Origin of the sequence: Sphingopyxis sp. BE235 (assembly GCF_031457175.1) — a bacterium.
Lineage (GTDB): Bacteria > Pseudomonadota > Alphaproteobacteria > Sphingomonadales > Sphingomonadaceae > Sphingopyxis.
Genome location: NZ_JAVDWC010000001.1, coordinates 918,498 through 937,912 on the forward strand (window position 1 = coordinate 918,498; position 19,415 = coordinate 937,912).

A 19,415-nucleotide genomic window follows, 5' to 3' on the forward strand; every position below is an offset into this window, starting at 1 on the left:
GAGGGATAGAATGATTACCACGAGCCGCCGCCAGCTTCTCGCCACCACGGGCCTGCTCGCGCTCGGCGGCGCGATCCCTGCCGGCTGTTCGCGCGCCGCGGGCGAAGCGCTCGCCCTTGGCAAGCCGAACCTCTTCATCGGCACCGGCGGGCACGGCCACACCTTTCCCGGCGCGTCGCTGCCGTTCGGGATGGCGCAGCTCAGCCCCGATACGAACACGCATGGTTGGGACGCCTGCTCGGGCTATCATCAGAAAGATGGCTCGATCATGGGGTTCAGCCACACGCATCTGTCGGGCACGGGCATCGGCGACATGCTCGACATCCTCGTGGTGCCGACGCGGCGCGAACTGAAGCTCGAACCCGGCACGATCGAGAAACCGGGCGAGGGCTACCGCCAGCGCTATTCGGACGAACATGCCGAGCCCGGCTATTACCGCGTGAAGCTCGAGACCGGGGTGCTCGCCGAACTCACCGTCACCGAACGCTGCGGGCTGCACCGCTATCGTTTCGGCCAGGGGCCGGGGCATATCCTGATCGATTTCGCGCACGCGATCGAGGATGACTGGGACAAGGGCATCGTCGTCGAGGACGCGTCGCTCGACCTTGGCGACGACGGCATGCTGACCGGCGGCCGGCAGGTCAATCGCTGGGCCAAGGGCCGGCGCATCCATTTCGCAATGCAGATGTCGCGGCGGCCCGATCGCGTGCAGTTCTTCGGCGACGACGGCAAGCCCGCCCCCGACGGCGCGACGTCGATCAAGGGCAACAAGCTGAAGGTCGCCTTCTTCTTTGACGATGCCGGTGGCCCGCCGGTCCTGATCAAGACCGGCCTCTCGGCGGTCGATGTCCAGGGCGCGCGCGATGCGCTGGCGCAGGAGGTTCCGGCCTGGGACTTCGACGGCGCGGTCAAGGCCGCGCGCGGCACCTGGGCGAAGGCGCTTGGCGGCATCCGCGTGTCGGGCGGCACCGAGGCGCAGCGCACGATCATGACGAGCGCGCTCTATCACGCGCAGCTCGCGCCGACGCTCTTCACCGATCGCGACGGGCGTTATGTCGGGCTCGACCGGCAGGTGCATGAGGCGGCGAAAGGCGAGGAGGCGTTCAGCACTTACTCGCTATGGGACACCTATCGTGCGCTCCATCCGCTGCTGACCTTGATCGATCCTGCGCGCGCCGCGCTGCTCGTGCGCGACATCTGCCGCCAGACCGCGCAGAGCCCGGCAGGGCCGCTCGTCTGGCCGCTGCAGGGGGTCGAGACCGCGTGCATGATCGGCTGGCACGGCGTGTCGGTGCTCGCCGAGGCGCACGCCAAGGGCATCAAGGCCGATTATGCCGCCGCCTGGCCGAACATCCGCCGCCGCGCCTTCGACCGCGATTACAAGGACATCGACAGCACGCTCGGCCGCGGCTTCTATTACGACCTCGGCTACATCCCGTGCGACGAGGTGTGGGAATCGGTCAGCCGGACGCAGGAATATGCCTATGACGACTGGGCGATGGCGCACCTCGCCGATGCGGTCGGCGCTAAGGACGACGCGGCGGCGCTGCGCAAGCGCGCGCAAAATTACCGCGGCGTCATCGACCCCGAAACCCGCTTCGCGCGCCCGCGCTTCAAGGACGGCAGCTGGTGGAAGGATTATGACCCCGTCCAGATCGGCCATAACGTCAAGAAATGGCGCGACTATACCGAGGCGAACGGCTGGCAGGCGACCTTCCTCAACCAGCACGACATCTATGGGCTGATCGAGCATTTCGGCGGCGACGCGGCGTTCGAAAAGCAGCTCGACGCGCTGTTCAACGCGCCCTCGACCTTGCCCGACAATGCGCCGCCCGACATTTCGGGATTGGTCGGCCAATATGCGCACGGCAACGAGCCGAACCATCACGTCGCGTACATGTACGCCTATTGCGGCGCGCCCGCGAAGGCGCAGGCGATGATCCGGCGGCTCCTCGTTGAAATGTACAAGAACGACCCCGACGGCGTGATCGGCAACGACGACTGCGGCCAGATGAGCGCGTGGTTCATCCTCTCGGCGCTCGGCTTCTACCCCGTCGATCCGGTGAGCGCGATCTACGTCTTCGGATCGCCGTTGTTCGACGTCGCCGAGGTGACGGTGGGGGCGGGCAAGACGCTGACCGTCCGCGCCGAGGGCAATGGCGCCGACCGGCCCTATGTTCAGTCGGTCAGCTGGAACGGCAAGCCGTGGAGCAAGAACTGGATCGCGCACGCCGACCTGATCGGCGGCGGCGAACTCGTCTTCGAAATGGGCGCCAAGCCGTCAGCGTTCGGCACCGCGAAGGCCGACCGTCCGCCCTCCTTCGGTTCTGCCCCCGCGTGAAGCAAATTGGCGACAAGTTTTTGGTAACGAAAATAAAATGATAAGAACGGAATGCGTTGTGAAATCTCTCCAAATCCCGACACGTTCGGCCTTGCGCTGCGGCCCGGCACCCTTCAGAAACCTCAGCGATCGAGCGAAGGGGTGGCGCTGATGGATGGTCCCGCAAAAGACCGCGGTGAAGCGCGCCTGTTCGCCGGCGTCGAGCTCGGCGGCACTAAGTGCATCGTCACGCTCGCCGCGGGGCCGGGCGACATTCGCGACCAGCGGACAATCGCGACCACCGTGCCGTGGGAAACGCTGCCCGCGATCAAGGCGGTGCTCGACGAGTGGGCCGGGTCGAATGGTTTCTGCGGTCTCGGCATCGCATCCTTTGGTCCGATCAGGCTCGACCCCGCCAAGGCCGGCTATGGTCGGATCGGCGCGACGAACAAACCCGATTGGGAAGGCGCCGACCTGCTCGGGCCGCTGCAATCGGCCTTCGGCGTTCCCATCGGGTTCGACACCGACGTCAACGGCGCGGCGCTCGCTGAAATTCGCTGGGGCAGCGGGCGCGGTCTCGAGGATTTCGCCTATGTCACCGTCGGCACCGGCGTCGGGGTCGGGTTGATCGTCCATGGCAAGCCGACGCGCGGCTTCAGCCACAGCGAGATCGGCCATGTCCTGGTGCCGCGCCTGAAGGGCGACGAGACGCCGAGCGTGTGCCGCTTCCACGACGATTGCGTCGAGGGGCTCGCCTCGGGCACCGCATTGAATGCGCGGCTGAACGGGCGGCCGATGGCGGACGTTGCGGCCGACGACCCGGTCTGGGAACCGATCGTGCACACGCTTGCATCGATGGTTCATTCGCTCGCCTGCACGACCGGCCCGATGCGGGTCGCGATGGGGGGCGGCGTGCTTGCCGGCCAGCCGCAATTGCTTCCCCGGATCAACGCGAAGCTCGAAGCGAGCCTCTCGGGCTATATGCAGATTCCGGGTGACGGTGCTTATGTCACCGCACCCGAACTCGGGACGATGGCGGGACCGCTCGGTGCGATCGCGCTGGCGATGGACGCGGTGGGCGCGCCCGCATGAGCAGCGACGGCGGCGTAGCGATATCTGTCCTTTCGCCGTTGGACAGCGCGCCCGCCCGGCGGCACAAGGGCGCGATGAAACGCCTGTCCGCCGCTGCCGCGCTGCTCGCCCTTATGCCGATCCAGTCCTTCGCCGAGCAGCCGGCGCCCGATCCGCTGGGCTTCGTCGATCCGATGATCGGCACCGGCCCCGAAGGCCATACTTTCCCGGGCGCGACCGCGCCCTTCGGCATGGTCCAGCTGTCGCCCGACACCGACGCGACGTGCCAGATCCGCGACTGTTACGATCACGCCGCGGGCTACAGCTACAACGACCCGACGATCCAGGGGTTCAGCCACACCCACTTCTCGGGCGCGGGCCATTCGGACCTCGGCGACATCCTCGTCATGCCGCAGGCGGGTGGGGTCAAGCTCGATCCGGGCGATCCGAAACAGCCCGGCTCGGGTTATCGCCAGCGCTTCGACCATGCGACCGAAAAGGCGAGCCCCGGCTATTACGCCGTCACGCTCGCCGACAGCGGCATCCGCGCCGAACTCACCGCGGGCACGCGCGTCGGCGTCCATCGCTACAGCTTCCCCGCGGGCAAGCAGGCGCACCTGCTGCTCGACCTCCGCTCGTCGCTCTACGATTATCCGGGCAAGATCCTCTGGTCGGGGCTGCATCTCCGACCCGACGGCACGCTCACCGGCTTCCGCGAGACGCGCGGCTGGGCGCCGGGGCGCAAGCTTTTCTTCGCGATGCGCTTCTCGGCGCCGCTCAAGAGCCACGCCTTCCTCGATCGCGACGAGAAGGTCGCGTATAAGGGCTTCCAGGCACCCGGCCGCGGCAGCGACGCGCTCGCCGAAAAGCTCGGCAAGGCGCTCGAAGCCCGCCTCGATTTCGGCGCGCTTGCCGGCCCGCTTGAAGTGCGCGTTGCGCTATCCGGGGTCGACGAGGCCGGCGCGATCGCCAACCTCGATGCAGAAGGCACGGGCTTCGATGCCATCCGTGCCCGGACCGAAGGCGAATGGCGCAAAGCCCTAGGCGCACTCGAAATCGAGGCGCCCGCGCCGATGCGCACCAATCTCTACACCGCGCTCTATCACAGCCTGCTCGCGCCGAGCGTGTGGAGCGACGTCGACGGGCGCTATCGCGGCCCCGACGATCAGGTCCACGCCGCGAAGGATTTCACCTTCCGCTCGACCTTTTCGCTCTGGGACACGTTCCGCGCGCAGCACCCGCTGCTGACGCTCGTCCAGCCCGATGCGATGAACAGCGACATCGTCAAATCGCTCGTCGCGAGCCGCAAGGTGAGCCCGCACGGCATCCTGCCCGTGTGGCAGTTCCACGGCCGCGAAACCTGGACGATGATCGGCTATCATGCCGTCCCGGTGATCGCCGACGCCTATATGAAGGGCGTGGGCGATTTCGACGCGAACGAAGCGCTCGATGCTATGGTCGCGAGCGCCGAATACGCCCCCTATGGCGGGCTCGGCGATTATATGAAGCTCGGCTATGTCGCGATCGACCGCGAGCCCGAGGCAGCGTCGAAGACGGTCGAATATGCCTATGACGACTGGACGATCGCGCGGATGGCCGAGAAGATGGGGCGGAAGGACATCGCCGACCGCTTCTACAAACGCGCGGGTTACTGGCGGAACAGTTTCGATGCCAAGACCGGCTGGCTGCGCGCGCGCAAGGCCGACGGCAGCTTCCGCACCCCTTTCGATCCGACCGCGATCAACTATGGCTCGGACTATACCGAGGGCAATGCCTGGCAGTACAGCTGGTTCGTCCCGCAGGATCAGGCCGCGCTCTTCCGCATCCTCGGCGGCGACGCGAAGACGGTCGCCAAGCTCGACGCGATGTTCGATTACGACAACTCGAAGCTCGACTATAGCCATGCCGAGGATATCGCCGGGCTGATCGGCCAATATATCCACGGCAACGAACCGAGCCATCACGTCGCCTATCTCTACGCCTATGCGGGCGCGCCGTGGCGGACGCAGGAGCGGCTGAAGCAGATCGTCGACAGCCAGTATAAGCCGACCCCCGACGGCCTGTCGGGCAACGACGATCTCGGCCAGATGTCGGCGTGGCTCGTCTTCACCGGTCTTGGTTTCTATCCGGTCGCGCCGGGGTCAAACCAATATGTGATCGGCCGGCCCTTCGTCGACCGTGCGGTGCTGAACCTGCCCGGCGGCAAGCGCTTCACCGTCGAAACGGCGGGGCTTTCAGATGCGAACCGCTACGTCGGCAAGGTCGAGCTCAACGGCAAGCCGCTGACGCGCAGCTGGATTTCGGACGCCGAAATCCGCAGCGGCGGCACGTTGCGCTTCACGATGCAGGCAAAGCCCGACACCGCGTGGGGCAAGGCGCCGGGCGCGCGGCCCTATTCGCAGTCGACCGCGCGCTAGAGCGTTTTCAAGTCAGGTGGAATCACCTGACGACTCAGAAAACGCGGTAAAACTAGAATCTAGAGTGCCGGTTTTGATTCAATCAAAACCGAACGCACTCTAGGTCTGTTCGCCGAACTGCAGCGTCATCGCCAGTTCCTCGACGTCGACGTCGCGTTCGAGTTCGTGAAGAACCTCGTCCTCGATCAGCCCGGCGCGATGGATACGGAGCAGCTCGGCGCGCCCGGCGGCGATCGCCTGCAGCAGGACGTCGAAATGCGAGCGTAGCCCGTCCATCGCGGTGCTGGCGTCGGCCTCGTACCGCTCCATGAAATTCATCCGCTTGCGATGTTCTTCGAGCATCATCGGATGGATCAGCGTCCCGTTCTCGTCATAAGCGAGCCGCTCGATCACCGCGAACCGCGCGCGCGCCATCGCGGCTTCGGCAGCGGGCAGCGCCATTTTTGCGGGCGGATCGGTGTCGATCGGCTTCACCGCGCGGATGAGCATCCCGAGGCTCGACCCCTGCGCGACGACGGTCACGAAGATCACCGCAAAAGCGCAGATCAGCATCAGGTCGCGGCCGGGCATGTCGACGGGCAGGGTCAGCGGCACCGCCAGCGTCACGACGCCGCGCATCCCGGCCCAGCTCAGCACCGTCGCTTGCCGCCAGCCCAGCGGCCGCGCGCGTTCCAGTCCGACCTTGCGGGCGATACCCAGAAGCGCCTCCGACCCGAAAATCCACACGAAGCGCGCGATGGTAACGGTGATCACGACCGCGGCGATCACGATGGTCCACGACAGCGGCATCGCCTCGATCCCGCCGATCCGTTCGATCACGCCGCGCAGCGAAAAGCCGATCAGGATGAAGACGAGCGCTTCGAGGACGAACACCATGATGAACCACCCCGAATTGGCGCGGAGGCGGACGTCGGCGGACAATATCTCATGCTGATACCAGCCCATCGCAAGGCCCGCGGTGACGGTCGCGATGACGCCTGACACATGCACGGCTTCACCGGCGATATAGGCGGCCCAGCACAGCAGGATCGTGACGAGCATGACGAGCATGCGGTCGTGGAGGCGCTTGGCGAGGAAAATCCACCCCGCGGCGACCAGCGCGCCGACGATCACCCCGCCGATCGCGACGAAGGCAAAGCTCTGGATCGCCTCGCCGGTGTGGAACACCCCGCTGAGCGTCGCGGCGACCGCGAAGCGGAAGAGGATGAGGCCGGTCGCGTCGTTGAGCAGGCTTTCGCCTTCGAGCAGGGCTTCGAGCCGGCGCGGCAAATGGACGCCCTTCAGCACCGCGCGCGCCGACACCGCGTCGGGCGGCGAGACGATCGCGCCAAGCGCGAAGCACGCCGCCCAGGGCAGTTCGGGCAAGATCATGTGGACGACCACGCCGACGACGAGCGTCGTGAACACTACCGCGCCCACGGCGAGCGACAGGATGCCGGGAAGGTGGCGGCGAAACCGGCCGAGCGCGGTGAAATAGGCGCCGTCCATCAACAGCGGCGGCAGGAACAGCACAAGCGCGAGTTCGGGGTCGAGCGAGATCGCCGGCAACCCCGGGATGAAAGCGAGCGCGCCGCCGCCGACAAGGAGCGCGGTCGCGGGCGGCCAGCGCAGTTTCAGCGCCAGCCAGTGCAGCCCGATGACGAGCGCGAGCAGCCCGAGGACGAGTTCGAAGGTTTCGACGGGGTGCATCGGATCAGGTCCGGTCCATGGCGTCGCCGAACGGTGCTGACATATGGAGGCCCCTTGTTTCGTCCAATCCGACGAGGCCATTTGTGACGGCGTTTGCCGCCGAGTTCAATGCTGGAGATTGGGCAAGCTCAAAAGCTTGGCGGCCTTCGCGACGGGGGTAAGCCATGCCGGGCTGCGGAATGCAAAAGGAGGAACCTTTATCCCCCGCCCGCCGCGCTCGGCAGCCGCGACGGGGGATGAGGTTTGGTGTGCACAAGAGAACATTAGGAGAACAAAATATGTTCGTCAACCTGTTTCTTGCGGTTTTTCAGCGAGGCCGCGCGTCCGGTTGACGCGAACGTCAATCAGGGTCAATGCATAGCAAACGAAGGAAAGGGAGTATGATGGCGGAGCAACCGAAATTCGACCTCAAGGGACGCGTGGCGCTGGTGACCGGGGCGTCCTCGGGCCTCGGTGCGGGCTTTGCCAAGGCGCTGGCGGCGGCGGGAGCGAAGGTCGTGCTCGCGGCGCGCCGCGCCGACAAGCTGGCCGAGCAGGTCGCCGCGATCGAAGCCGCGGGCGGGCAGGCGATCGCCGTCAGCATGGACGTCACCGACGAGGCATCGACGATCGCCGCCTATGACGCCGCCGAGGCGGCATTCGGCACCGTCGACACGATTGTCGCCAATGCCGGGGTCGCGACCGAGAAGATGGCGATGAGCCTGTCGGTCGCCGACGTCGATTTCCTGCTCGCGGCCAATGTCCGCGGTGTCTTCCTGACCGCGAACGAGGGCGCCAAGCGGCTCGATAAGGCGGGCAGCCGCGAAAAGCAGCATGGCCGCATCGTCCTCATCGGCTCGATCACCGCCGAAAAGGTTTTTCCCGCGACCTCGGTCTATGGCGCGACCAAGGCGGCGGTGCGCCACCTCGGGAAAGCGCTCGCGCGCGAATGGGCGCGGCGCGGGATCAGCGTCAATGTGATCCAGCCCGGCTATTTCGAATCCGAAATGACCGCCGAATTGTTCGAGGGCGACGTCGGCGCGGCGATGGTGAAGAGCTTCCCGCGCCAGCGGATGCGTCCGCCGAGCGACCTCCACGCGCCGCTGCTGCTCCTCTGCTCCGACGCCGCGCTCGGCATCACCGGCAGCGTGATCACCGTCGACGACGGGCAGACATTGTGACCGAGCTGCTGATCGAGGCGCGCGGCGCGGTCGAGATCGCGACGCTCAACCGCCCCGAACGCCTCAATGCGCTCAACGAGGCGCTGGTCGACGAGCTCAACGCCTATTTCGGCGGGCTTGCCGAGCGCCCCGACGTGCGCGTCGTCATCCTGCGCGGTGCAGGGCGCGGCTTCTGCGCCGGGCTCGATATTCAGGAGGACCGGTCGAGTGACGAAACACCAGTGCTCCGCACGCTGCGCACCCAGACGCGCATCGGCAATATCTACCGCAAGATGCGCGCCTGTCCGCAGCCGATCATCGCGCTCGGCCATGGCGCCGCGGCGGGGGGCGGCCTGTCGCTGCTGCTCGCATCGGACGTGCGCTATGCCTCGCCCTCGTTCAAGGCGAACGCCGCCTATATCCGCATCGGCCTTGGCGGCTGCGACATGGCGTCGAGCTATTTCCTCCCGCGCCTCGTCGGCGCGAGCCTCGCGTCCGAGATGATCCTGACCGGCCGTTTCATCGATGCCGGGCGCGCGCTGCGCGCGGGCCTCGTCAGCGAGGTCGTCGAAGAAGAGGCATTACTCGGCCGCGGCCTCGCGCTCGCCGACGAGATGCTGGCGACGTCGCCCTATGGCCTGCGCCTCTCGAAACAGGCGCTGAACCTCAACCTCGATGCGCCGAGTCTCGACGCGGCGATGGCGATCGAGGACCGCCAGCAGGTCATCCTTTCGGCGACCGATGACCACCGCGAAGCGCTCGCCGCCTTCCTCGAAAAGCGCGCTCCCGACTATCGCGAGCGATAAGGTTAAGGCTTCCGTATCACCCCCATTGACTCGCGAATATATTGACATAGTAAGTGCCATATCCCGAGGGGGTGGGAGTGATGGCAGTACGCAGGAGGACCACTAAATGCCGGGTCGCTTAGGCGGGTCCCGGCGTGCTGCCATCATCATTATCGGCGCCCTGATCACCATCGCGCCCGCGCAGGCGCAGCGCGCTCCATCCGCGCCAAAGCACCCCAACATCGTTATCCTGCTTGCCGACGACTGGGGCTTTTCGGACGTCGGTTCGTTCGGTTCCGAAATCGCGACGCCGAACATCGACGCACTGGCAAAAGCGGGGATGCGCTTCTCCAATTTCCATGTCGCGGGGTCGTGCTCGCCGACGCGCGCGATGCTGCAGACGGGGGTGATGAATCACCGCAATGGGCTCGGCAACATGCCCGAGACGATCCCCGACGAGCATCGCGGCAAACCCGGTTACGATACGGTGATGAACCTGCGCGTCGTCACGATCGCGCAGCTTCTGAAGGCGGCGGGCTATCGCACCTACCTCACCGGCAAATGGCATCTCGGCAGCGACGCGAAGCGCCTGCCGCACGCGCGCGGCTACGACCGCGCCTACAGCCTCGCCGATGCCGGCGCCGACAATTTCGAACAGCGTCCGATCGAGGGCATGTACGACAGCGCCGCATGGACCGAGAATGGCAAGCCTGCGACCTTGCCCAAGGATTATTATTCGTCGCGCTTCGTCGTGCAGCGGATGATCGACTACATCGAGGCGGACCGGAAAAGCGGCAAACCCTTCCTCGCGTCGATCAACTTTCTTGCCAATCATATCCCCATCCAGGCGCCCGACAGCGACATCGCGCTTTATTCGGCGATGTACAGCGACGGCTGGACAGCGCTCCGCGCCGCGCGGGCGAAGCGCGCCGCGGCGCTCGGCATCGTGCCCGCGGGCGTGCCGATCGTGACGATGGCGACGACGCCCGATTGGAAAAAACTCGACGCCGAAGAGCGCGCCGCCGCGGTGCGCGTGATGCAGGCCTATGGCGGGATGGCGACCGCGATGGACCGCGAGGTCGGCCGCCTCGTCGCGCATCTCAAGGCCACGGGCGATTATGAGAACACGATCTTCGTCTTCCTCTCGGACAATGGCGCCGAGCCGACCAACCCCTTCAACAGCCTGCGCAACCGCCTGTACCTCGATATGCAGTACGACCTCGCCACCGCAAACATCGGCCGGCGCGGCAGTTTCGCCGCGATCGGGCCGGGCTGGGCGAGCGCCGCGGCGTCGCCCCTGTCGGGGTACAAGTTCAGCGCCACCGAAGGCGGGCTGCGCGTTCCGTTGATCATAACATGGCCGGGCCATGCGGAGATCCGCGCGGGCGCGATCAGCAACGGCCTCGCGCATGTCACCGACATTATGCCGACGCTCACCCAGCTTGCCGGCGTGCCGGGCCACGGCGGAAGCTGGCAGGGCAAGGCGGTCGAGCCCGTCACCGGGCGCAGTCTCGTCCCCATGCTGAAAGGACAGCAGGGCAGCGTCCATGGCGACGCGCCGCTCGGCTATGAATTGTCGGGCAATGCGGCGCTGTTCCGCGGCGATTACAAGCTGGTGCGCAACCTCGCGCCGACCGGCGACGGCAAATGGCGCCTGTTCAATCTCAAGACCGACCCCGGCGAAACGCGCGACCTGGCCGCGGCCGACCCCGCCCGCTTCGCCGCGATGATAACCGACTACCGCGCCTATGCGAAGGCGAACGGCGTGCTCGACATGCCCGCGGGCTACACCGCCGACGAACAGATCAACGCCTATGCCTTCGAGCAACAGGGCAAGCCGCGGCTGATCCGTCTCGGCCTGTGGGTTGGCGGGATCGCCGTGCTGCTGTCAGCCCTTGTCTGGGGCCTTCGCCGCCGGCGCCGGGCGCGCCGTATCGATCAGGCGAAAGCCGATATGGTCGGTGCCTAGGCTGCGTTCCTGGAACTGGCGCGCCGCGGGACGATAACGCGCGCAATAATTGGCGGCGCACAGGAAGCTGCCGCCCTTGATCACATTGCTCTCGCCGCCCGCCTTGTTCGTCGTCCATTCCCACACATTGCCGATCAGGTCGTGGACGCCATGCCGGTCGGCGGGGAAGCAGGCGACCGGCGCGCGACCGGTAAAGCCGTCGGTGCCGAGGTCGCGCGCCGGAAAGGCGCCCTGATAATAATTGGCCAGCGGCTTGCCCGCCTTGTCGACCGGGACATTGCGGTCGGCGCCGCCGGTTGCGGCGGCCAGCTCCCACTGCTCCTCGCTCGGCAGCGCCTTGCCCTTCCATTTGGCATAGGCGAGCGCATCGTCATAACCGATCTGCACCACCGGGTCGCGGCCGCGTCCGTCGATATTCGTCTTGGGGCCTGCCGGATGCCGCCACTCGGCGCCGACGACCCAGCGCCACCAGTTCGGATTGCCGTCGGTCGGCGCGGTGAACACCGCCGAGCCCGGGATCAGCATTTCGGGCGGTGCGCCGGGCAGCTTCGGCGGGTCCTGCTCGGCGAGCGTTTTGTAGCCGGTAGCCTTCACGAATTCGGCGAATTCGGCGTTGGTGACCTCGTGCGTCGACATCCAGAAGCCCGCGACGGTCGCGTCGCGCGCCGGGCCTTCTTCGGGCAGGTGTGCGTCGGCGCCCATCGCAAAGGTCGCGCCCGGGATCCACACATAATGTTCTGCGGGGATCGCCGGACATTCGGGCGCCTTCGCTTCGGCAAGCGGCGCATCCTTCGCTTCGCCGCACGCCGCGAGCGCGCCGAGCATTGCGAGCGACAACAGGACCGAAGCGTCGCGCATCAATCTTCTTCGACGATTGTGGTCATCACCGCTTCGACCATCTGCCCCATCACCGTCCCGGCCTCTTCGGCCGACAGGCTCTGGTCGTGGCGCAGCGTGCGCCAGGTCTGGAAAGACAGCGCGGCGCACAAAGCCTCGACGCCGATCCGGTCGGCGCGGACCGAAGCGGGGAGCAGGCGGACGATCAGCTCGCGCTCGAGCATCACGACGCGGCTATATTGTCCCATCAGGAAGGGCGACTGGTAACGCTTGATGTTGGCGGCAAGGCGGAAGGGCAGCGTCGCCTCGAACACGTCGACCCGCCGGCGGACGAGTTCCCCCATATTGGCGCGCCACGGCTGGTCGGGATAGGGCGCCACGACGATCGGCATCACGCGCTCGGTGATTGTCGCCGTGATCTCGGCATAAAGCGCGTCCATATCGTCGAAATGGCGGAATACGGTGCGCAGACCGATGCCCGCCTCTTCGGCGACGCGCGCCGCGCTCGGCGACAGGTCGCCCGCGACGATCAGCTCCATCATCGCCTCGACGATGCGCTTGTGGCTCGACCGCCCGCGTTCGCGGCGGCCGTCGACCCTGCCGGGCTCGATCTTTGGCGCGTCTATCTTCTTCACCCCTGTCGTCATGACCTCTCTGCTGGCCCGGCTTGGCGCCGGGGTCAAACAATCTTGCGTATCGGCCAATATAGTGACACATATAGTGCCAATAGTTTTGGAGCAAGCCGAGCGCAGGGAATAGGGGCCGAAGATGAAGAAAACATGGGTTGCTCTGTGCGTAGTGGCCGCCGCGGGCGCGGGTGGCTATTGGGCCTATGAGGCGAATAAATACAAGCTTCCGGGTATCGTTCAGGACTGGAAGGATCCGGTGCAGCCGAACCGCGCGGTCGTGTGGCAGCAGGGTCCGGCGAAGGCGCATGCCACTCCGCCGGGGGGCAAAAGTCCGCCCAACATCATCCTGATCGTCGCCGACGATCTCGGTTACAACGACATCAGCCTCAATGGCGGCGGGGTCGCGGGCGGGATCGTCAAGACGCCGAATATCGACGCGATCGCGCGCGAAGGAACCAACTTCACCACCGCCTATGCCGCGAACGCGACCTGCTCGCCGTCGCGCGCGGCGATGATGACGGGACGCTACCCGACGCGCTTCGGTTTCGAATATACCGCGGTGCCGGTCGAGTTCGCCGAAAGCGTTTCGCACGGCGAGGGGATCGGGCCGCACAAGGCGATCTTCCACAAGGATCTGATCACGCCCGACATCCCCGCCTATCCCGACATGGGCGTGCCCGCAAAGGAAGTGACGATCGCCGAGGCGGTCAAGGCTGCGGGTTATCACACGCTGCACATCGGCAAATGGCATCTGGGCGAGTCGCCGGCGCTGCAGCCGCACGCGCAGGGCTTCGACGAAAGCCTTGCCGTGCTCGGCGGCGCGGCGATGTTTCTGCCCGAGGATGACGCCGATGCGGTGAATGCGAAGTTGCCGTGGGACCGCATCGACCATTTCCTGTGGGCCAATTTGCGCCATGCCGTGACCTTCAACGGCGGCAAACGCTTCCATCCCAAGGGGCATATGACCGATTATTTCGCCGATGAGGCGATAGCGGCGATAGCGGCGAACAAGAACCGGCCCTTCTTCCTGTATCTCGCGTTCAACGCCCCGCACACGCCGTTTCAGGCGACAAGAGCGGACTATGCAAAGCTGCCGCAGATCAGGGATCACAAGACGCGCGTTTACGGCGCGATGATCGCGCAGCTCGACCGGCGCATCGGCGACGTGATGGCGAAACTGAAAGAGCTGGGGATCGACGACAGCACCCTTGTGATTTTCACCAGCGACAATGGCGGCGCCTGGTACACGGGCATCGACAACTTGAACGCACCCTATCGCGGATGGAAGGCCACTTTCTTCGAAGGCGGCATCCGCACCCCCTTCTTCATGCGCTGGCCGGGGCATCTCGCGCCCGGATCGACGCGCGCCGATGCAACGGGGCATATCGACCTCTTCTCAACCATCGCGGCCGCGGCGGGCGCGAAGGTGCCGGCCGACCGGATCGTCGACAGCGAGAATATCTTGGCGGGCCCCGCAAAGCGTACGGCGCTCTATTGGCGCTCGGGCGATTATCGCGCCGTGCGCGCGGGCGACTGGAAATTGAAGGTGACGAAGCGGCCCGAAAAGGCGCGCCTCTATAATCTCGCGGTCGATCCGACCGAACGGCGCGACCTGTCGGCAAGCGAGCCACAGCGCGTCGCCGAGCTTCGCGCGATGATCGACGCGCAGAACAAAGGCATGGCCAAGCCCATCTGGCCGGGACTGGTCGAAGCGCCGGTGCGGATCGACGTGCCGCAGAATGCGCCGTGGAAAGACGGCCAGGATTATGTCTACTGGACGAACTAAAGCCCGGTGCCCTGCAGCGCCCGCTCGATCATCTCGCGTCCGCTCGTCGCGGCAAAGGGGAAGGATCGCAGGAAAGTCCCCCGCGACACTTGCGGGTCGAGTTGCCGCGCCCGCCCGATCCACTGCGCCGCGCGCTCGTGATTGCCCGACGCCTCGGCGGCGATCGCCGCGATCACCGCGATATGCTTGTGCGCGCCGGGCGACTGCGCGGCGCGCTCGCCCCAGTCGAGTGCGCTCTGATGGTCGCCGCGCATCAACGCACTGACCGAGCGCACCCCCAGCATCGCATAGCGCAGCGGATCGAGCGGGCTCAGGCGCAGCGCCAGTTCGGCATGTTCGTCGCTGTGCCCGACATCGCACTGCGTCATCTCGGCCCAGGCTTTCGAATAGATCGCCTGCGCATAATTGGGGCTGAGCGCGATCGCCGCCGACAGCCGCTCCATGCTTTCGGGCACCGCATCGGCAAACCACAGCGATCGACCGAGGTTGAGGTGCGCGAAGGGGTCGAGCGGATCGAGCTGCACCGCGCGCTCGGCAAGCGACCGCGCCTGCTCGGCCATCGCGTCGGGGTCGTCCGAATATTGCAGGAAGCAATCCTGAAAGCGCGTGAAGGACAGCCCCGACAGCGCGCGCGAGAAATTGGGATCGCGTGCCAGCGCCTGCGCGAACAAATCGGCCGCGCGCGCATTGTCCGACCGGTTAAAGCGGAACATATGGTCGAGCCCGAGGTGATAGGAGGACCAGGCGTCGAGCCCGGACTCGGGCATGCGGCGCGCGCGCTCGACTTCGTTCTGGACGATCCGCGTTTCGAGGTTGGCTATCACGGCGCCAAGCACCTCGCAGCGCAGCTCGTGCAATTCGTCGCGGCCGGCGGTGAAGCGGTCGGCCCACACCACTGCGCTGTCACTCGTTCGTGCAAGGCTGACCGACAGGATGACGCGGCCGGCGGCTTCCTCGAGCGTGCCGGTCAGGCAATAACGGACACCCAGCGCGGCGCCGACCTGTTCGCAGCCCGCCTCCTGCCCGCGAAAACGGAAGGTCGACGTGCGCGCGATCACGAGCAGCCAGCGCAGCCGCGACAAGTCGCCGATCAGTTCGTCGGCGAGCGCATCGGCGACAACCGACAGCGGTCCGGGGCCGCCGATGAGATGGAAGGGGAGGACGGCGATCGACGGCCGCTCTTCCGCGGCGGAGGCGGGGGGCGATCGATCGGCGGCGGGTTCGGCGAACCGCCGCACGGGCCCGGGCGCCTGTTCGAACAGGACCTGCGCACCGAACCGAAAGCCCTTGCCGTGGACGGTGCGGATGAAGCGCTGTTCCTTGCCGTCGTCGCCCAGCGCCTGCCGCGCCGCCTTGACGCGCGACGCCACCGCGGCTTCGGAGACGATCCGGCCGCCCCAGATCTTCTCGATAATCTCGTCCTTGCTGACGAGGCGGTCGGCATTGCTGGCAAGCAGGATCAGCAGCGACAGCACCTGCGGCTCCAGATGCTTCGCCTGCCCGTGCTCGCGCAGTTCGAACTTGCCCGGATCGAGCTCGAAGCCTGCAAAGCGGTAGATCAGGGCGGCGCCGAACGACAAGCCAGCATTTCTCCATAACTTCTCCATGCCGTCTTCAAGCATGGGACCACGGAAAGCCTATTCAGCGTCATATCGAACCGGCACCCGGTTCCGTTCAAGGAGGCTATCGTGACGCTCGCAACAACCAGGCCGGAAACGGCGCCTACCGCGCCGCAAACCGAAAATCTATCAACGACGGGTAACCCGAACAAGGCTCTTTGGGAGAAGGGAGATTTTACCCGTCTCGCGGCGTGCATGCGCGAAAGCGGCGATGCGCTGATCGAGAGCCTCGGCGTGCATGCCGGGCTCGACGTGCTCGATCTCGGCTGCGGTGACGGCACGACCGCGCTGCCGTCGGCCGCCCGCGGCGCGACGGTGCTCGGCGTCGACATCGCATCGAACCTCGTTGCCGCCGGCAATGTCCGCGCCCGCGAAGCCGGCCTGTCGAACCTCCGCTTCGAGGAAGGCGACGCCTCGCACCTCGATGGACTCGCCGACAACAGCTTCGATCTCGTCGTCAGCATCTTCGGTGCGATGTTCGCGCCGCGGCCGCTCGACACCGCTGCCGAAATGGTCCGTGTGACGCGCCCCGGCGGGCGCATCGTGATGGGCAACTGGATCCCCGGCGATCCGACCCTCATCGCGCAGGTGCTCAAGATCTGCGCCGCCTACACCCCGCCGCCGCCCGAAGGCTTCATCAGCCCGGTGACCTGGGGACAGGAAGAGGCAGTGCGCGAACGCTTCGGCGCCGCGGGCATCGCGCAGGACCGGATCAGCTGCGAACGCGCAACCTATACCTTCCGCTATGCGGGAAGCCCGCGCGAATTTCTCGCGATCTTCCGCGACTATTACGGCCCGACGATGAACGCCTTTGCTGCCGCCGAGGCAAGCGGCCGCCGCGCCGAGTTGCAGACCGAACTCGAACAATTGTTCGAACGCGAAAATTTTGGCGGTGCCGATCGCACCGAAATTCCGGCGACCTATCTCAAGGTCACCGTCCGCAAATAGGACCCTGCCGATGCCGCTCCTGCATTCTCCCGGCGGGGGCGGCGTCATGCATTCTTCTCTTCGAACAATGGCTTCCAAGGTAATTGGCCAACCGCCGGCTTTGTGGCAGGTCAGGGGCACCCAACCCTATCCTTCCCGGAGCCCCCATGCGAACCTTGCTGCTTTCGATTGTTCTTCTGGCGTCCGCCGCGCCCGCTTTTGCACAGGACGCCGTCGTCGACACCCACGTTCATCTGCACAAGGGCGAGGCATCGATTGCCGAATATCGCGCGCAGCTCAAAGCTGCGAACCAGCCGGTCACGGCGTTTGGCGCGATGTGGTTCGGCGGCCCCAATCAGGCACTCGCAGGCAACCCCGCCGACATCGGCAAACGCAACGACGAACTGATCGCGCTCGCGGCAAAGAACCCCGATATGATCGCGATCGCCACGGTCCACCCCTATGACGGCGACGCCGCGCTCGCGGAGGTCGACCGCGTGGCCGCGCGCGGGATCAAGCTGCTCAAGATCCACCCGCACACCCAGAAATTCGATGCCGCCGACCCGCGCGTGCTGACGCTCGTCAAGCGAGCGGGCGACCGGGGCATGATCGTCGTCATGGACAACGCCAGCATCGTCCCCAGCGACAATGAGAAACTCTTCAACCTCGCGCTCGCGGCGCCGAAGACGAAATTCATCTTCGGCCATATGGGCGGGCTGGGTTTCCGCTTCTGGAACATCCTCGCGCTCGCGCGCACCGCCGAAAATCTCTTCGCCGACAATATCTATTTCGACATTTCGGCAAGCGTCATCCTCGCCGCGGATTCGCCGATCGAGGCCGAATATGTCTGGACGATCCGCAACGTCGGCGTCGACCATGTGCTGATCGCGTCGGACTTCCCGCAAATTTCGCTACCCAAAACGCTTGAAGCCTTCGCCAAGCTCGACCTGACCGACGAGGAGCGCGCCAAGATCCGCTCGGGCAATGCGCGAAAGCTGCTCGGGCTTTAGACGATCGCGAGCGCGAAGAGCAGCGACACGGCAAAGCTCGCCAGCGACGCCAGCAGCACCGGAACGCCCGCGCGCCAGCCCATGTCGAGCAGCAAGTCCATCCGCGTCCGCATCGCGGTCGCGGTCACCGCGAGCAGCAGCAGCGCCTTCGACGCGGTCAACGCGCCGCCGCGCATCGCATCGGGGATCGGCGCAAGGCTGTTCAGCGTCACCATCGCAAAGAAAGCGACGATGAACCAGGGCAGGGCAAGGCGCCGCCAGATGCGCCCGTCGCTGCCGTCCTCGGGCTTCAGCAGCAGCCCGACGAGCGCCACCACCGGGGCGAGCAGCGCGACGCGCGCCAGCTTGACGATCGTCGCGCTCGCCCCCGCCGCGTCGGAAAAGGCATAGCCGCCGCCGATCGCCTGCGCGACATCATGGATCGACGCGCCGATCAGGAATCCCGCTTGCGCATCGCTCAGCCCGAACCGCGCGGCGAGCAGCGGATAGATGGTCATCGCGAGCGCGCTGGCGAGCGAGACGCCGACGAGGGTCAAGGCGAACTGCGCCTGCGACAGCCGCTGCCGCCCGATCACGCCATAGAGCGCCAGCGCCGCGCTCGCGCCGCAGATTGCGGTCGCACCGCCCGCGAGCAGCCCGGCGTAGGCGGATTGTCCCGAAATCCGCGCGCCCAGAAATCCCGCGCCCATCGTCAGCGTCATGATGATGATCAGCGCCGCGAACGGCACCGGCCCGAGCACCGCGATCTGCAGAAAGGTCACCTGCAGCCCGAGCACGACGATCCCGATGCGCAGGAAGGTGCGCGAAGCGAAGTCGAGCCCGCGGTGCGTCGCCTCGTTCGTCGCGATGAAATTGAGCGCCAGCCCGACGAGCAGGCCAAGCAGGATGATCGGAAAACCATAATGGTCGGACAGCCATGCCGCGGCCGCCGATGCCACCGCGCAGGCGGCGAGACCCGGAAACAGGCGGCCTTTCGGCGCCGTGCCGGCCCTGGTCTGCGCGAGATGCAATTCGCCGAACAGGTCCCCGCCGCTCGGCAAATTGTTCCAATGCGCATGGCGCATCGATGTCAGATCGTTTCTGTCTAACGCTGTCATAAGATTGCGCCATATCGCCAACGCGGGCGCTGGCGCAAGGCTTCTCTTGCGGCGCGCGGCGCGACGCGCCAAAGCAGACAGCGCCAAAGAAGACAGCGGTGGTCAACAGGCCGAACGGGG

General features: G+C 66.1%; 14 protein-coding genes. 9 read left to right on the forward strand and 5 right to left on the reverse strand.

The annotated features are described in order from the left end of the window. The first annotated feature begins 10 nt into the window (after nucleotides 1-10). The 3 genes from J2X38_RS04410 to J2X38_RS04420 all read left to right on the forward strand — a co-directional run bounded on the left by J2X38_RS04410 (nucleotide 11) and on the right by J2X38_RS04420 (nucleotide 5,808). Entirely contained in the window at nucleotides 11-2,341 is a 2,331-nt protein-coding gene (locus J2X38_RS04410) for a GH92 family glycosyl hydrolase (protein WP_310251690.1), read from the forward strand. A gap of 150 nt (nucleotides 2,342-2,491) precedes the next feature. Continuing rightward, nucleotides 2,492-3,412, forward strand: a complete 921-nt coding sequence (locus tag J2X38_RS04415; RefSeq protein ID WP_310251692.1) for an ROK family protein — start codon at nucleotides 2,492-2,494, stop codon at nucleotides 3,410-3,412. Between the two features lie 74 nt (nucleotides 3,413-3,486). Beyond that, nucleotides 3,487-5,808, forward strand: coding sequence for a GH92 family glycosyl hydrolase (locus J2X38_RS04420; protein ID WP_405053427.1), 2,322 nt, complete (start codon nucleotides 3,487-3,489; stop codon nucleotides 5,806-5,808). A gap of 99 nt (nucleotides 5,809-5,907) precedes the next feature. Here J2X38_RS04420 and J2X38_RS04425 read toward each other — a convergent pair whose 3' ends face one another. Further along, on the reverse strand, nucleotides 5,908-7,497 hold the full coding sequence (locus J2X38_RS04425; protein ID WP_310251694.1) for a Na+/H+ antiporter: 1,590 nt from the start codon (nucleotides 7,495-7,497) through the stop codon (nucleotides 5,908-5,910). Between the two features lie 383 nt (nucleotides 7,498-7,880). Between J2X38_RS04425 and J2X38_RS04430 the strand changes: the two genes are divergently transcribed. From J2X38_RS04430 to J2X38_RS04440, 3 genes are all read left to right on the forward strand, one after another. Then, nucleotides 7,881-8,657 (forward strand): SDR family NAD(P)-dependent oxidoreductase, encoded by a 777-nt coding sequence (locus tag J2X38_RS04430; RefSeq protein WP_310252693.1) that lies wholly within the window; start codon nucleotides 7,881-7,883, stop codon nucleotides 8,655-8,657. Further along, nucleotides 8,651-9,442, forward strand: coding sequence for an enoyl-CoA hydratase-related protein (locus tag J2X38_RS04435; RefSeq protein WP_310252695.1), 792 nt, complete (start codon nucleotides 8,651-8,653; stop codon nucleotides 9,440-9,442). Before J2X38_RS04430 ends, J2X38_RS04435 begins: the two co-directional genes overlap by 7 nt. A gap of 106 nt (nucleotides 9,443-9,548) precedes the next feature. After that, nucleotides 9,549-11,390, forward strand: a complete 1,842-nt coding sequence (locus tag J2X38_RS04440) for an arylsulfatase (RefSeq protein ID WP_310251696.1) — start codon at nucleotides 9,549-9,551, stop codon at nucleotides 11,388-11,390. On the opposite strand, the gene J2X38_RS04445 is transcribed toward J2X38_RS04440, so the two are convergent. Together J2X38_RS04445 and J2X38_RS04450 are read right to left on the reverse strand one after the other, a co-directional pair. Continuing rightward, on the reverse strand, nucleotides 11,310-12,248 hold the full coding sequence (locus tag J2X38_RS04445) for a formylglycine-generating enzyme family protein (protein ID WP_310251698.1): 939 nt from the start codon (nucleotides 12,246-12,248) through the stop codon (nucleotides 11,310-11,312). The two genes, J2X38_RS04440 and J2X38_RS04445, sit on opposite strands and share 81 nt — an antisense overlap. Continuing rightward, nucleotides 12,248-12,874: a TetR/AcrR family transcriptional regulator gene (locus J2X38_RS04450; RefSeq protein ID WP_310251700.1), complete on the reverse strand. Its 627-nt coding sequence runs from the start codon at nucleotides 12,872-12,874 to the stop codon at nucleotides 12,248-12,250. The genes J2X38_RS04445 and J2X38_RS04450 overlap by 1 nt, the downstream gene beginning before the upstream one ends. 121 nt (nucleotides 12,875-12,995) lie before the next feature. Here J2X38_RS04450 and J2X38_RS04455 point away from each other — a divergent pair, with 121 nt between their 5' ends. Beyond that, nucleotides 12,996-14,642, forward strand: a complete 1,647-nt coding sequence (locus J2X38_RS04455; protein ID WP_310251702.1) for a sulfatase-like hydrolase/transferase — start codon at nucleotides 12,996-12,998, stop codon at nucleotides 14,640-14,642. Here the strand turns inward: J2X38_RS04455 and J2X38_RS04460 are convergent. Further along, the gene (locus J2X38_RS04460) at nucleotides 14,639-16,222 is read right to left on the reverse strand and encodes a winged helix-turn-helix domain-containing protein (protein WP_310251704.1); all 1,584 of its coding nucleotides are present in this window, start codon (nucleotides 16,220-16,222) and stop codon (nucleotides 14,639-14,641) included. The two genes, J2X38_RS04455 and J2X38_RS04460, sit on opposite strands and share 4 nt — an antisense overlap. A gap of 108 nt (nucleotides 16,223-16,330) precedes the next feature. Between J2X38_RS04460 and J2X38_RS04465 the strand changes: the two genes are divergently transcribed. Both J2X38_RS04465 and J2X38_RS04470 read left to right on the forward strand, forming a co-directional pair. Further along, on the forward strand, nucleotides 16,331-17,209 hold the full coding sequence (locus J2X38_RS04465) for a methyltransferase domain-containing protein (protein ID WP_310251706.1): 879 nt from the start codon (nucleotides 16,331-16,333) through the stop codon (nucleotides 17,207-17,209). 146 nt (nucleotides 17,210-17,355) lie between these two features. Continuing rightward, nucleotides 17,356-18,198 (forward strand): amidohydrolase family protein, encoded by an 843-nt coding sequence (locus tag J2X38_RS04470; RefSeq protein WP_310251708.1) that lies wholly within the window; start codon nucleotides 17,356-17,358, stop codon nucleotides 18,196-18,198. Here the strand turns inward: J2X38_RS04470 and J2X38_RS04475 are convergent. Next, nucleotides 18,195-19,262 carry a putative sulfate exporter family transporter gene (locus J2X38_RS04475; RefSeq protein WP_310251710.1) on the reverse strand — a complete coding sequence of 356 codons (1,068 nt, stop codon included), beginning with the start codon at nucleotides 19,260-19,262 and terminating at the stop codon, nucleotides 18,195-18,197. The two genes, J2X38_RS04470 and J2X38_RS04475, sit on opposite strands and share 4 nt — an antisense overlap. Nucleotides 19,263-19,415 lie beyond the last annotated feature (153 nt).

Coding starts and splice junctions, on each gene's coding strand:
- J2X38_RS04445 (WP_310251698.1), bottom strand. CDS start 12,248: ATGCGCGACGCTTCGGTCCTGTTGTCGCTCGCAATGCTCGGCGCGCTC.
- J2X38_RS04440 (WP_310251696.1), top strand. CDS start 9,549: ATGCCGGGTCGCTTAGGCGGGTCCCGGCGTGCTGCCATCATCATTATC.
- J2X38_RS04425 (WP_310251694.1), bottom strand. CDS start 7,497: ATGCACCCCGTCGAAACCTTCGAACTCGTCCTCGGGCTGCTCGCGCTC.
- J2X38_RS04420 (WP_405053427.1), top strand. CDS start 3,487: ATGAAACGCCTGTCCGCCGCTGCCGCGCTGCTCGCCCTTATGCCGATC.
- J2X38_RS04470 (WP_310251708.1), top strand. CDS start 17,356: ATGCGAACCTTGCTGCTTTCGATTGTTCTTCTGGCGTCCGCCGCGCCC.
- J2X38_RS04450 (WP_310251700.1), bottom strand. CDS start 12,874: ATGACGACAGGGGTGAAGAAGATAGACGCGCCAAAGATCGAGCCCGGC.
- J2X38_RS04410 (WP_310251690.1), top strand. CDS start 11: ATGATTACCACGAGCCGCCGCCAGCTTCTCGCCACCACGGGCCTGCTC.
- J2X38_RS04455 (WP_310251702.1), top strand. CDS start 12,996: ATGAAGAAAACATGGGTTGCTCTGTGCGTAGTGGCCGCCGCGGGCGCG.
- J2X38_RS04430 (WP_310252693.1), top strand. CDS start 7,881: ATGGCGGAGCAACCGAAATTCGACCTCAAGGGACGCGTGGCGCTGGTG.
- J2X38_RS04415 (WP_310251692.1), top strand. CDS start 2,492: ATGGATGGTCCCGCAAAAGACCGCGGTGAAGCGCGCCTGTTCGCCGGC.
- J2X38_RS04475 (WP_310251710.1), bottom strand. CDS start 19,262: ATGCGCCATGCGCATTGGAACAATTTGCCGAGCGGCGGGGACCTGTTC.